This is a genomic window from Bartonella sp. AC130YNZD (genome assembly GCF_042196865.1).
Lineage (GTDB): Bacteria > Pseudomonadota > Alphaproteobacteria > Rhizobiales > Rhizobiaceae > Bartonella.
The window spans coordinates 18,284-33,475 of the sequence record NZ_JBHIQZ010000006.1; the positions used below are offsets into that span (position 1 = coordinate 18,284).

The following is a 15,192-nucleotide window of genomic DNA, read 5'->3' on the forward strand; positions in this document are numbered from 1 at the left end:
TTAATGATTTGGGAGATGTTTATGGTTGCAGCCAATAGATGTGAATTTGTTTTTTTACCTCTGGGAGGTGTAGGTGAAATAGGGATGAATTTAGCTGCTTACGGATTTGGTCCCCAAAATCTTCGTGAATGGCTGCTAGTTGATATGGGGATTAGTTTTGCTGGTTCTGAATTACCAGGTGTCGATCTTGTTTTTCCTGATATTCGTTTTCTAGAAAGTGAAAAACATAATATACGGGGTCTTGTTTTAACACATGCACATGAAGATCATTATGGGGCCGTTCTTGATTTATGTCCAAAGTTACAAGTGCCAATTTACTGTACGCCTTTTACGGCAGGATTATTGGAAACTAAAAAACAATTAGATTTTGAATCTCAAAAAATTTTACTCAATATTTTTCAAGCTGGTGATTGTTTTCAGGTAGGTTCCTTTGCTATAGAGGCTATAGCCGTTAACCATTCAATACCAGAATCTGTATCTTTAACAATTACAACTTCTTTGGGGACCGTGATTCATACTGGTGATTGGAAAATTGATCATACTCCTCCACTCGGGGCTGTAACCGATGAAAAAAGATTTCGTGCTTTAGGCAAAAAAGGTGTTTTAGCATTACTTTGTGATTCTACAAATGCATGTCGGGATGGTATCTCTCCTTCAGAACAGCAAGTTCAAGCCAGTCTTTCAGAGATTATTTCCAAAGCTGAAGGGCGCGTTGCGATAGCAACTTTTTCTTCTAATATTGGTCGGATACGTTCTATTGCTCTTGCAGCTGAAGCTGCTGGACGTAAAGTGCTTGTCATTGGGCGTTCCCTTAAGCGAAGTATTATGGTTGCACAAGAGCTTGGTTATATGAATGGTTTAGCACCATTTGTAACGGAAGATGATTATGGCTACATCTCGCGAAAAGATCTTGTTTTAATTGTCACAGGGAGCCAAGGTGAGCCATGTGCTGCTTTAGCTAAACTGTCACGTGATGGAATGAAAAATATTGCACTTTCCGCTGGTGATACCGTTATTTATTCATCACGAAGTATTCCAGGAAACGAAAAAGCGATTATTGAGGTACAAAATCGTTTCATTGATTTGGGTATTAAAATTATTACGAATGAAGATGCACTTGTTCATGTTTCAGGTCATCCCCGTCGTTCAGAACTTTTACAGATGTATGATTGGATAAAGCCACAAATACTTGTCCCTGTACATGGGGAAGCAATGCATCTTAAGGCTCAGGCAACTTTAGCACGTCAAGCAGGTATTAAAACTGTTATGGATATCAGAAATGGCCATATGTTACGTCTTGCACCAGAGCCTGTGAAGGTTGTTGATCAAGTTCCTGTTGGACGCATCTATAAGGATGGTTGCCTAATTGGAGATGAAGATGAATTAGGGATTCGTGAACGCCGAAAACTAAGTTATGCTGGTCATGTTACTATTTCTCTCCATATAAATAGTAAGCATGAATTATTAGGGGATATAGGTCTAACAACATTCGGGTTACCTGAAAGTAATGGAAAGGGGGAAAGTTTAAAAGATATTCTTTTAGATATCGTAGAAAATACAGTTTATAATATCCCACGCATGAAACAGAAAGATAATGAACTTATTCGAGAGGCAACACGACGTGCAGTAAGAGCGGCTGTTCATGAAATTTGGCAAAAAAAACCTATCTGTACAGTTTTTTTACATCGGTCAAAATAAAAGAACTTTCCTATTACGTTATTTAAAAAGAGAAGAGCATTTTTATTTTATTGCTAAATAAGAAAAATAGAGAATAAAGCACAATAAATTTTTAAATGATAAGATCGTTATATTTGCAAGTATTCAGAATGCGGCTATAGATGAATAGAGGGTGTGATAAATTGTCCGATATGATAGATCTGATTAGGAGTTAATTATTTCAATGCGTCTTTCTCAATATTTCCTTCCACTTTTAAAAGAGAATCCTAAAGAAGCAGAAATTGTTTCTCATCGCTTCATGTTGCGCGCTGGAATGATTCGACAACAAACATCAGGGATTTATTCTTGGCTTCCTTTGGGAAAAAAAGTGCTTGATAAAGTTTGTAAAATTATTCGTGAAGAGCAAGAACGTGCGGGTGCAATAGAAATATTGATGCCTACAATTCAGTCTGCTGATCTTTGGCGTGAAAGCGGTCGTTATGATGATTATGGTTTGGAAATGCTCCGCATTAAAGATCGTCAAAAGCGTGATTTACTTTATGGTCCAACCAATGAAGAGATGGTAACAGATATTTTTCGCTCTTATGTTCGTTCTTATAAAGATCTTCCGCTTAATTTATATCATATTCAATGGAAATTTCGTGATGAAATTCGTCCACGTTTTGGTGTGATGCGAGCACGAGAATTTTTAATGAAAGATGCTTATTCTTTTGATCTTGATTATGAAGGCTCTGAAACATCTTATAATCGTATGTTTGTTGCTTATTTACGCACTTTTTCTCGCCTTGGCTTAAAAGCAATTCCTATGCGTGCAGATACAGGTCCAATAGGGGGGGAACTCAGTCATGAATTTATCATTTTGGCTGAAACAGGAGAGAGTGCTATCTTCTGTGATAAACAATTTCTTGAACTTACCGTTCCAGATAGTTCAATCGATTTTAGTGATAAAGCTGTTTTAGATGATATTGTTAAGCAATGGACATCTTTTTATGCAGCAACGGAAGAAATGCATAATGAAGAGGAGTGGGCTAAAGTTTCTGATCATAATCGTCTTTCAGCGCGTGGTATTGAAGTAGGGCATATTTTCCACTTTGGTACTAAATATTCCGCTCCAATGGGAGCAAAAGTTATGGGACAAGATGGAAAAGAGCATGTGGTCTCTATGGGATCTTATGGTATTGGACCTTCGCGTCTTGTTGCGGCCGCTATTGAGGCTTCTCATGATGAAAATGGTATTATTTGGCCAAAGTCGATGGCACCGTTTGATTTTGGGATTATCAATATGAAGCCCGATGATGAAAAATGCACACAGGTATGTGAGTTTCTCTATCAGGGATTAAAGAAGGTCGGTTTTGATCCGTTATTAGATGATAGAAATGAACGTCCTGGATCAAAATTTGCAACAATGGATTTGATTGGTTTGCCAACGCAAATCATTGTTGGTCCTAACAGCATTGCACAAAATGAAGTTGAAATTAAAGATCGAAAAACAGGAATAAAAAAATCTCTAAAGGTTGAAGATGTGCTCAGCCAACTTTCTATAATTTAATAGGAAATATTATGAAGAGGCTGAAAAACAAATGCTTTTCATCTTATGAGTGGATGATCGCTTTTCGTTATATGATTCCCAATAAAAAACATGTCGTTGCATCTGTTATTTCAATTATTTCTCTTATTGGGATTATGTTGGGCGTATTTGCTCTGGTTGTTGTTATGGCGGTGATGAATGGCTTTCGTACAGAACTTCTCAATCGTATTCTTGGTATGAATGGGCATCTTATTATTCAAACAGTTGATTCTGGTTTTTCTGATTATAAGACTCTTATTTCTTCTTTAGAAACTACAAATGGTGTGAAGTTTGCTTTACCTGTTATTGAAGGTCAAGCGCTTGTTCAAGGTGAAGTTCAAGGTGGCTCTGGCGCGTTAGTTCGTGGTATGCGCAAACAAGATCTAGAAAAGCTTAAAACAGTCTCTCAAAATATTAAATTAGGATCGATTTCTCGGTTTGATCAAGAAGAAGGTGTTGCAATTGGAAGTGGCTTAGCAGAAAAATTAGGACTGACAGTTGGAAGAGATATTCGTATTATTACTCCAGATGGTGATGAGACTCCTTTTGGCGTTACCCCACGTGTGAAAGCTTATAAAGTCGTTGCTATTTTTGAAGTTGGTATGTCTGAATATGATTCAATATTTATCTTTATGCCTCTCCATGAAGCACAAATGTTTTTTAATTTGGGAGATAAGGTTCAGTCTTTAGAATTATTTCTAAATGATCCTGATGCTGTTGATCAAATAAAACCTGTTGTAGAAAAAGCTGTTGATCAACAGGTCTATTTAATTGATTGGCGTACACGCAATCAGGCTTTTTTTTCAGCCTTACAGATTGAACGAAATGTTATGTTTTTCATTCTTTCTCTGATCGTTCTTGTTGCTGCTTTAAATATTATTTCAGGGCTGATTATGCTTGTAAAAGATAAAAGTCATGATATTGCAATTTTACGCACGATGGGGGCTCAACAGAGTACGATTTTGCGTATATTTATCATTACAGGAATGATGATTGGTTTTATTGGAACTATATTGGGGTTAGTTTTAGGTGTTATCGCGACCGCGAATATTAATCATATCCAAGATTTTATATCTTGGTTATTTAATGTCGACGTTTTTAATCCTCAACTTTATTTTTTAACAAAATTGCCTGCACAAATTGAGTGGAAACAGACCATCTTGGTTGCTATGATGGCTTTATTCTTGTCGTTTCTTGCTGCTCTCATTCCGGCATGGCGTGCTGCTAAGCTAGATCCGGTACAAGCTTTGAGGTATGAATAATGACAGCTATTTTAGAGCTTGTAGAGATTGAAAGACACTTTTTCGAGAGTCATAAGCCTCTCATTGTTTTAGATAAAGCGAATTTTATTCTTAATCGTGGAGAGCTTGTCGCACTTGTTGCACCATCTGGTGCTGGAAAATCAACACTTCTTCATATTGCTGGATTATTAGAAAAACCAACCGCTGGTGATGTGATGTTACGGGGTGTTTCTTGTGCAAAGCGTTCTGATAGTGAGCGAACAGCTATAAGACGAAATGATATTGGTTTTGTTTATCAATTTCATCATTTACTTCCAGAGTTTACAGCGTTAGAAAATGTCATGATACCGCAAATGATAGCAGGATTAAAAAAATCCATAGCAGAAGATCGTGCGCGCAAATTATTAACGTATCTGCGTGTTTCTCATCGTGCGAACCATCGTCCCTCAGAGTTATCGGGAGGAGAACAACAACGTGTTGCTATTGCACGTGCAGTAGCAAATGGCCCTTCGGTTCTTTTGGCTGATGAACCTACAGGAAATCTTGATCCAGTAACTTCAGCTTATGTCTTTCAAGCTTTATCTATCCTTGTTCGTCAGTCTGGTCTTTCTGCTCTTATTGCAACACATAATTACGCTTTGGCTAAGCAAATGCATCGTCGAATTACACTTAAAGAACAAAAGATTATAGAACTTCCTTAAAGCAAGGTAAAAACTTTATACGACTAATTGAATAGTTTATATTACTTTATTCAAGGAGATTTTTTATGACAGTTTTTGTCGTTGACAAAAATCAATTAGATGCTCGTCGTCGTCGATTGATTTTTCGTGCATGGCATCGCGGTATTCGTGAAATGGATCTCATTTTTGGACATTATGTTGATGCTCATATCACTAAGATGAATGATAAAACGCTCTCTGAGCTTGAGTATATTATGTCTTTTGATGATCGTGATTTACTCACATGGATTACTGGAGAAATTTTGCCCCCCTCTGAAGTTGATAGTCCACTTTTCCGTGATATTGCCAATTATCGTACTTGCTTAAGTTATTAATCCCGATGCCTATATTTAAAAAAATTGTTATTCCCAAAAATAATTCTGTTCGTATGATTTTAGATGGCGTTACTGATGGATTTGAAGCCTTTGCGCTTGCTAAATTAAGTTCAGAAATTGCACAAGATAAACCGCTCATCTATGTTGTCCGTGACGGAACAAAAATTGCGCATTTACAACAAGTTTTAAATTTTATTGAACCCAATTTACCCGTACTTCAATTTCCTGCATGGGATTGTTTGCCTTATGATCGCGTATCACCAGGAATTGCTGTTATGGCACGTCGACTATCAACATTGGCACATATAGCAAATTTACGGAAAGATCCATATTCTGCAATTATATTAACAACAGCAAATGCAATTATGCAAAAGTTGCCTCCTCGTGAAATGATAGAAGCTCAGCTTATTCACGCACGTGTTGGCCAGCGCAATAACATGGGAAATCTTATTCAATTTCTAGAAACTAATGGTTTTGAACGCGTTACGGTTGTCCGAGATGTTGGTGAGTTTGCTGTAAGAGGAGGAATACTTGATATCTTTTCTCCGATGGATGTTGAACCTTTACGCCTTGATTTTTTTGGAGATACCCTAGAAAGTATCCGCGTATTTGATCCAGAAAGTCAAAGGACAACAGGCCAAAAAACTGAACTTTTATTACAGGCAATGAGTGAGATTGTTCTTACACCAGAACGCATCAGCCGTTTTAAAAGCAATTATACCCGTACATTTGGTGTATCACAAAAAAATAACATGCTTTATGAAGCAATTTCTCAAGGTCGGCGTTTTGTTGGTATGGAACATTGGCTTCCATTTTTTTATGAAAACCTTGATAGCTTTTTTGACCATTGTGGCAACTTACCGATAGTTTTTGAGTATCTCATAGAAGAAGTCTTCATTGAGCGCTATCGTCTTATTGAAGACTATTATAATGCGCGCAAAGAGTGCGAAAATGATAAAGAAAATTCTACTTCTTATCATCCAATAGACCCTAGTCTTCTCTATTTAACGCCAGAGCGTGTTTTGGAATGTGTGCAACAATCTTCACAGCGTATTGATTTTTCGCCTTTTAATATTCCACAAAGTTTGGAACAAACTGTTATTCACACCAATGTTCAACAAGGATATGATTTTGTAAAAGAGCGTAATGCGCAGGAAAAAAACGTTTTTTCAAGTGTTATTGATCACATCGCATCTTTACGCTCTGCGGGCAAAAAAGTGCTTTTAGCGTGTTGGAGTGAAGGATCTCTGAATCGTTTAGTACAAGTTCTCGACGAGCATGGATTAAAAAAAATAGATGTTGTAAAATCTTTGCAAACTGTCAAAGCAACACCACGAGATCATATATTAGCAGCCGTTATCATGATAGAACATGGTTTTGAGGCTGAAGATTTAGCTATTATAGCAGAGCAGGATATCCTAGGTGATCGCTTCATCAGATCACCAAAGCGGCGTAAGAATAATACAAATTTTATTTCTGAAGTTTCTGCTTTAAATTCTGGTGATATTGTTGTGCATATCGACCACGGTATTGGCCAATTTGTTGGTCTTAAAACCATCACAACCACTGGAATTTTACGAGATTGCCTTGAAATTAAATATGCTGGAGGTGATCTCCTCTTTTTACCTGTTGAAAATATTGAGCTTCTCTCACGTTATGGCTCAGAAGGAACAGAGGTAACGTTAGATAAATTAGGAGGTGTTGCTTGGCAAGCACGTAAAGCTCGGCTTAAAAAACATTTATTGGAAATGGCAGGGCAATTAATCCGTATAGCTGCAGAGCGTATGACTCGTGCTGCGCCTGCTTTACTTCCACCAATTGGACCATTTGATGAGTTCGTTGCTTGCTTTCCCTATGAAGAAACGGAAGATCAAATGAATGCAATTGATGCTGTTTTGGATGATCTAGCCTCAGGCAAGCCGATGGATCGCTTGATATGCGGTGATGTTGGTTTTGGAAAAACTGAAGTAGCCATTCGAAGTGCTTTTGTTGCAGCATTAAATGGATATCAGGTTGCGGTTGTTGTACCAACAACTTTGCTTTCACGTCAACATTACAAAACATTTATTTCGCGTTTTCAAGGATTACCGGTTAAAATTGGACATGCTTCAAGGCTTGTAAAAGCGAAAGAACTTGCACGAGTAAAAAAAGGTGTTTCAGATGGTACAATCGATATTGTCATTGGAACCCATGCATTATTAAGTGGTGCAGTTAATTTTTTACGATTAGGCCTTCTTATCATTGATGAGGAACAACATTTTGGTGTCAAACATAAAGAGCGTTTAAAAGAGCTTAAAAGTGATATTCATGTTCTCACACTTTCAGCAACTCCCATACCACGCACTTTAGGGTTAGCTTTATCGGGTGTACGTGAACTTTCATTGATAACAACACCCCCCATTGATAGAATGGCGGTTCGTACTTTTATTTCACCCTTTGATGCACTTGTTATACGAGAGACCCTGCTTCGAGAATATTATCGTGGTGGACAAAGTTTCTATGTTTGTCCTCGTATTTCTGATCTGGCTTTTGTAGAAGAATATCTCAAAACACATGTGCCAGAACTGAAATTCGTTGTGGCTCATGGACAAATGCCGGCTGGACAACTTGATGATATCATGAATGCATTTTATGATGGACAATATGATGTGCTGCTCTCAACAACCATTATTGAATCGGGGCTTGATATTCCAACAGCCAATACCCTAATTGTGCATCGTGCTGATATGTTTGGCCTTTCTGCCCTTTATCAGTTACGTGGTAGGGTAGGGCGTTCAAAACAACGTGCTTATGCTCTCTTTACATTTCCTGCTGGTAAAGTCTTAACAGCTGCTGCCGATCGTCGTCTTAAAGTTTTACAATCTCTTGATACCTTAGGGGCCGGGTTTCAATTGGCAAGCCATGACATGGATATCCGCGGTTCAGGCAATTTTTTAGGTGAACAGCAATCGGGGCATATCAAAGAAGTTGGATTTGAACTCTATCAAAAAATGCTTGAAGAAGCTGTTGCTGAATTAAAAGATGGAGAGCTAAATGAAGATAATCAATGGTCTCCTCAAATTTCACTTGGTACAACAGTGATGATACCAGAAAGTTTCGTGCCTGACTTATCATTACGTATGGGACTTTATCATCGTTTAACAGAACTTGATGATTTAGAACAAATTGATGAATTTGCAGCGGAGTTAATTGATCGCTTTGGTCCTTTACCCCTTGAGGTTCAACACCTTCTTAAAGTCTTTTATATCAAAACATTATGTCGAAAAGCGCATGTAGAGAAATTAGATACAGGACCAAAGGGGATTGTTATACAGTTTCGTAATAACTATTTCGCAAATAGTCTTGCTCTTGTTCAGTGGGTTGGAAAACAAGGTTCGATGGCAAAAATTCGTCCAGATCAAAGTATCGCTCTTATTCGTAATTGGTCCACAGCGGATGAAAGGCTTGTTGGAGCAGCGAATATTATGACACAGCTTGTCGAAATGGCAGGACAACATTCTGTTTAAAAAATATCTTTATTATTTCAGAACTATTACTTATTTTTATAAAATTATTCTATAAAAACAAAAAGTTATTGATTTTGTATAAGAATAAAATTTAAGTTTATAATAAAGAACCCTTTATATATTTATTTGGTTTTTATTATATACGTATTGATATAATGAAGAAAATAGATTAGATGGTTTAACCGCATTAAATAGCACTTGCATATAATAAGCTAATAAGCTCCTGTAAATTTTTTAGAAAGAAAAAATTTAGGTAAAGATAGCATGCTTTCTTCATTACAAAAGTGTCTAATTATCGTTTTTTTATTACTCACTTTGATATATGGCGTAAAAAACGCTCACGCTGAGTTATCTTCTGATGAACAATACCAACATTAAAAAAACAAAAGAAAGAATATTAAAGAGAGCATACAATTTATTGAAGAAAGTATGTCTCATTTGAACATTTGGGAAAAAAATATTTCTAAAGCAGAGTACTATGAGCGTTTGCAGGAACGGAATAAGCTATACAAAAAACTGAAAACTCTGAAGAATGAATATTATAATCTTGGTTCGAAATTACAGGATCTAGCTGAAAAAAAACAAAAAATTATCTTTAGAATACATATAGCGAGAGAGTACGAAGTAGGGGAGTATGAAGAAAAGTTGATTAAAACAAAAGATTATTTAAAAAAAACTCAAATGTTTAATGAATGGGGAATGAATGAGAAAAGTGGAGGTGATAATGAGATAATGAAAAATTATCTCATGTTTATTATTGCTTGCAACACGTTAGCGGATATATTGCAGAGTGATATAGGTGCTATTTTGCGCAAAGATTTTGATTGGAAAGATAAAGATTTTAGTTGGGCTAAAGGCGCAAATAATTCAATAAGTCCTAGTTTAGTCAGGGATATTAAAGAATTACTAACAGATGGCTCTTATAGTTATGAAAAACAAATATTTGACGATATAAAAAATAGTCTTACAGGAGATAATTGGTTTGTTAAAAATGCACCTGAGCTTTGTAGAACCATTAAAGAAGTACATAATATAATGCTGCCAAACAAGAAAAAGAATATTATAGATCGTATGCGTTCTCATGTTGAATAATTATTCAATTAAAAAATTAATTATACAAATACAGAGAAATTAAGATAATATACTAAATAATAGTTTAAATATGTTAGTAAAATATATTTTAATTTTTTGTTTTTATCATTATTTATAATAAAGTAATTTATACACATAAGATATTATCTATTATTCTTATCATATAAGCTTTAATATATATATTAAATAATAAACTCATATATCTTTTTTATGTTTTCTTTTTATGCATGATTGTTTGTGCTTGTAGTTTTTTATTTTTATCTGTTTAATTATTTTAATGACGATACATTTCATATCTTAAATCTTGTTTTATTAATACGATAAGAGAGATGTTTTATAGCTCTAAGTTGTGTTATATAGGAAAACAAAATGATATTTTAAATTCATTTTTTCTCAAAACTTAAATCATTAACGATTTATATCTTTGATGTTGTAAAAGATGAAAAGAATTTATCATTTTAGTAAATTATTTTATTTGAGAAATAACTTAAAATAAATTGATAAAAGCTATATTTTTTATTCACGTTATAAAGCTGAGAGATGATATTTGTACAGAAGTGCAATAATAGATGTATAATATATAAGCATAAATTTATTATGGCTTTAGGCACGTGAGATGATTCATAGGGGGAAACCCTTTGTTCAGTAGTTTTATCTATAAAACTAACTCTGCTTGTGATGTACAAGTGGATAAATTTTATTGATTCAATATAAGAGAGGTTTGCGCTATTAGGATCTTTCATACAATATAGAAATAGAAAAAAGATAAATTATTATTATAAATTAATATGTTATTATATTTTAAGAAAGTTTATTATAAATAAAATATTTTTAGCAGTTATAGATTTTTGCTCTAAGAAAATGTGTTGTTTAATTAAGAAAAAAGCACTTCTTTAGTAGCGTATTTTTAAACTAAACTATTTAGTTAAACGCTATAGAAATAAAATTTTTATTACAAAGCGTATCACCATTGTTTTATAAACAAGGGCAGAAATTTTAGACAATCAGTGGTTTTAATTCATCAAATGTTTCAATAATACCGTAGATGATTTTGTTTTTGTGTATCACACGAGGCACATAAGGAAAACTGTAAAACTTATCTGATATTTTGGAGCTTAATGCATTGCAACACTTGTTGCTAATGTTCTATAAGCTTAACATGAAGAGTAATAAATGTAAAAATTTTAATTAGTAAGTTTTTTAGAGTAGTATCAGAGTTTATTTTAATTAACATTGCAATATTGATTCGTTTGTGTAATCTTAGTTTAAATGCACAGAGGTGTTTTATGGATAGATTGCATCAAATACCAATGTGATGAAGAGGGGAAATGATATGAGTGTATAAAAATTAGAATGGCTCGTCGTATTTTTTCTCTAAATTTGACTTTTTTTTTTATATTGAATTAAAAATAGTAAAATTAATTGTTATTTCATTATAATTTAATAAGTTAAGTTGGAATTATATTTAATATTTTTTTGAAGTTACTTAAGAGCGCGTTGAAAGGATTAACTTAATCATGTCGCATAAAAATGTTTATTCTGCTGTTTCAGTATTAGTTGGAGCCGCTGCCCTTTTTCTTATAGCTGGTATTTCTGCAAATGCGCAAACTTTATCACAAGGTTGGTACAAAGTTTGCAGTAAGCAGCATGATGTTGATATTTGTAATACAATGAATACTGTATTATCGAATACGGGACAACCTTTAACGGCTTTTAATCTTGTTGAAATAAAAGGGAAGCAAAATGAGAAACGTATAGGTATTCAAGTACCTACAGGTCGTTTTTTGCCAGAAGGTGTTCACATTAAAATTGGTGAAGAGTTCTCTAAAAAAATTCCTTATATTATTTGTAATGGACCAAGTTGTATTGCTAATGATGTCTTAGATGATAAGCTTATAGCAGCTATGAAAAGTGGTACAAAAATGGTTGTAACCACAGTTAATTTCCGTGGTTCAGCTAATCCTATTGAATTTTCTCTTAATGGGTTTACAGCAGCCTATACCGGTCCTGGTATGGAAGAAAAAGATTTCCAACAAGAACAAATAAAGCTGCAGCAAGCCATTCAATCAAAGCAAAAAGAAATTGAAGAGCGCATGCGGGCTGAGCAAGAAAAAGCAAAACAAAAGTAATAAACCCACACCATAGAAGTTGGTCAAAACGTCTTCTATAATTGTTTATTTGAACCGCCACAATTTTCTGTGGCGGTTTTTTTAATCCTTAATTTTTCGAAAGAATTCTGCGTTTCCACCAACCAATACGTTCAGTTTTGGAAGAATCATTAGGCGTTGATGAAATAACAACGGGTTGATTAATTGTTTCTTCAATTTGGGAAGGAGAGGTTTCGATAACTTTCTCCATCTCGATTACAGTTTCTTGCTCTAATATTTTTTGTATTTGCGTTGTCTCTTTAGAAGATGATTTTTTACGTGTTCCACGTGTTGATTTTTTACTCTTTTCAAGAGCTTTATCTTCTACCTCATGAATAGATTTGTCTGCTTTTTTTGTTTTAGTTTTACGCATCGAACTGGTTATAGATTTTTCTTCAAGAGATTTTTGTTCTGCAATATTTTGATCATTTTCTAAAGAAAGTTTATTTTCTACTACTTTTGAAGAACGTGTTTTACGTTTTTTAGGTTTAATATTTGTATCATTTTTTTCAGATTCACTCTGTTGTTGTATATCTAGAGCTTGTATATTATTCTTTGTTTCTTCAAGTTCAAAAGATTTAGCAGGTGAAACACGACGCTTGCGATGCGCTGCTTTAATTTCTGCTAAAGCTTGCTTAGCAAAATCTCCCACTGGTTCTGCATAAGGAACGCGAATCTGATGAAAACTATTATCTTGATTGCGTCGACCACCACGACGTCCTCGACGACGTCCTCGACGATAAGAATCATCATTCAAGGTATCTTCTTTTTTATGAACGTTGGAGAGAGAATGATCAGTAATTTCAACGTGACGATTTTTACGCCGACGCTTTTGGTTTGTTTCAATGGGAGAAGGATTTTCAATAGATTCACTTTTTATGAAAACAGAATCTTCAATTTCTTGCTTATTGTCATCTTCCAATGAAGATTGAGAAATTCTCTCTGCTATTGAGCCTTTAGAAATAACAAGATGTTGTGTTCCAATACTATCATCTGCTTCAATACTAATATTAAGTTTAAAGCGAGCTTCTAAATTAACAAGAATATTGCGTTTATGATTTAATACATAAAGCGCTGTTGCTACGGGGGTGCGCACGATAATATTATGTTGCGAATTATGAAGAAGATATTCTTCAATTGAGCGCATGACATGTAACGCAATTGATGATTCAGAACGTATATTTCCTGTTCCTGCGCAATGTGGGCAGGGCTGTGTCGTACTTTCTAAAACCGATATGCGAATACGTTGACGACTCATTTCTAAAAGGCCGAAGTGTGAAATATGACCTACTTGAATACGAGCACGATCATTTTTTAAACAATCTTTTAATTTTTTTTCGACCAGCTTCACATTGCGTTCTTCAAGCATATCAATAAAATCAATCACAATTAAACCAGCAAGGTCACGCAAGCGTAATTGACGCGCTACTTCTTCAGCAGCTTCAAGGTTGGTTTGTAAGGCTGTCTTTTCGACAGAGAATTCTTTCGTAGAGCGGCCAGAATTTACGTCAATAGCAACAAGTGCTTCTGTTTGATTAATAACAAGATAACCACCAGATTTTAAAGAAACCTGTGGTTGCAACATTTTATCAAGTTGAATTTCAATATTATTTCTTGCGAAAATGGGCGTAGGATCACGGTAAGGTTGCACAACTTTTGCATGACTTGGCATGAGCATACGCATAAAGTCTTTCGCTTCACGATATCCTTGGTCTCCAGAGACAAGAATTTCACTAATGTTCTTATTATAAAGATCTCGTATAGAACGCTTGATCAGATTGCTTTCTTCATGGACAAGGCATGGCGCCGTTGACTCGAGTGTCAAAGTGCGAATAGTATCCCATAACCGCATAAGATATTCATAATCACGTTTAATTTCAGCTTTTGTTCTATTGGCACCAGCGGTTCGTAAGATAACGCCCATACCTTTTGGAACGGCTAATTCTTTTACGATTTCTTTAAGACGCTTACGGTCTTGTACGTTCGTAATTTTTCGTGAAATACCACCACCACGTGCTGTGTTGGGCATTAGAACAGAGTAACGACCAGCTAGAGATAGATATGTTGTAAGGGCAGCACCTTTATTACCACGCTCTTCTTTGATAACTTGTACCAACAAAATTTGACGTCGTTTAATGACTTCTTGAATTTTATACTGGCGCCCTTGTTTTCTTTGATAAATCGGGAGCTCTTCACGGATGTCCTCAGCACCGACCATTTCAATCTCATCATAAGAGATATTGGCATTTAATGCTTCTTCTGTATTATCAATTATTATCGCTTCAGATGTGATATCATTTTCAATATCGGCTGCTATAACATTGTTTTTTTCACTTTTTTTTGTTCTTCTGGAGCGTTTTTTATTTTTAGTTGCTTCTTCCGTAAAGGTATCTACAGAATTTTCTCCTACAGCTTCTTTTTCTTCTTCTTCAAGAAGAGCAAGGCGATCAGCAATAGGAATTTGATAATAATCAGGATGAATTTCAGAAAATGTTAAAAAACCATGTCGGTTTCCACCATATTCAACAAAAGCCGCTTGGAGAGACGGTTCTACACGCGTAATACGTGCGAGATAAATATTCCCCTTGAGCTGTTTTCTATGTTCTGATTCAAAATCAAGTTCTTCAATTTTGTTGCCGTGAACAACAACAACACGTGTTTCCTCCGGATGGGAGGCATCTATAAGCATTTTGTTTGACATAAGTTAATATCCTGAAGGCGACATGCACAATTTTATTCAAACGAATGCCATAACTATTCGTAAACATAAAAGGCTGTCTGCCATAAAAGGGAGGTACCAGAAAAACAGGACGGAACACCACGTGCAAAGGCATGACTGCATTTACACCATTTCTCATCATTATTTCCATCTGTTTTTTATGACTCATATTTCTTAAAAGTCTCCGGT

General features: G+C 35.1%; 9 protein-coding genes. 8 read left to right on the forward strand and 1 reads right to left on the reverse strand.

The window, feature by feature from the left end:
* Positions 1–21: 21 nt before the first annotated feature.
* From ACFINU_RS03695 to ACFINU_RS03730, 8 genes are all read left to right on the forward strand, one after another.
* On the forward strand, positions 22–1,698 hold the full coding sequence (locus ACFINU_RS03695) for a ribonuclease J (protein ID WP_375618170.1): 1,677 nt from the start codon (positions 22–24) through the stop codon (positions 1,696–1,698).
* A 202-nt stretch (positions 1,699–1,900) separates the two neighbouring features.
* Positions 1,901–3,226, forward strand: a complete 1,326-nt coding sequence (gene proS, locus ACFINU_RS03700; protein WP_375618169.1) for a proline--tRNA ligase — start codon at positions 1,901–1,903, stop codon at positions 3,224–3,226.
* Between the two features lie 11 nt (positions 3,227–3,237).
* Positions 3,238–4,506 carry a lipoprotein-releasing ABC transporter permease subunit gene (locus ACFINU_RS03705; protein ID WP_375618168.1) on the forward strand — a complete coding sequence of 423 codons (1,269 nt, stop codon included), beginning with the start codon at positions 3,238–3,240 and terminating at the stop codon, positions 4,504–4,506.
* A complete protein-coding gene (locus ACFINU_RS03710; RefSeq protein ID WP_273791269.1) occupies positions 4,506–5,186 on the forward strand; it encodes an ABC transporter ATP-binding protein in 681 nt (226 codons plus the stop codon). Before ACFINU_RS03705 ends, ACFINU_RS03710 begins: the two co-directional genes overlap by 1 nt.
* Before the next feature lie 65 nt (positions 5,187–5,251).
* On the forward strand, positions 5,252–5,539 hold the full coding sequence (locus ACFINU_RS03715; RefSeq protein ID WP_375618167.1) for a succinate dehydrogenase assembly factor 2: 288 nt from the start codon (positions 5,252–5,254) through the stop codon (positions 5,537–5,539).
* A 5-nt stretch (positions 5,540–5,544) separates the two neighbouring features.
* Complete coding sequence (mfd, locus tag ACFINU_RS03720) at positions 5,545–9,045, forward strand: transcription-repair coupling factor (protein WP_375618166.1); 3,501 nt, start codon at positions 5,545–5,547, stop codon at positions 9,043–9,045.
* A 429-nt stretch (positions 9,046–9,474) separates the two neighbouring features.
* Positions 9,475–10,137 carry a hypothetical protein gene (locus ACFINU_RS03725; RefSeq protein ID WP_375618165.1) on the forward strand — a complete coding sequence of 221 codons (663 nt, stop codon included), beginning with the start codon at positions 9,475–9,477 and terminating at the stop codon, positions 10,135–10,137.
* Between the two features lie 1,517 nt (positions 10,138–11,654).
* The gene (locus ACFINU_RS03730) at positions 11,655–12,266 is read left to right on the forward strand and encodes an invasion associated locus B family protein (protein WP_375618164.1); all 612 of its coding nucleotides are present in this window, start codon (positions 11,655–11,657) and stop codon (positions 12,264–12,266) included.
* Positions 12,267–12,354: 88 nt separating this feature from the next.
* On the opposite strand, the gene ACFINU_RS03735 is transcribed toward ACFINU_RS03730, so the two are convergent.
* Complete coding sequence (locus ACFINU_RS03735) at positions 12,355–14,985, reverse strand: Rne/Rng family ribonuclease (RefSeq protein ID WP_375618163.1); 2,631 nt, start codon at positions 14,983–14,985, stop codon at positions 12,355–12,357.
* Positions 14,986–15,192: the final 207 nt, after the last annotated feature.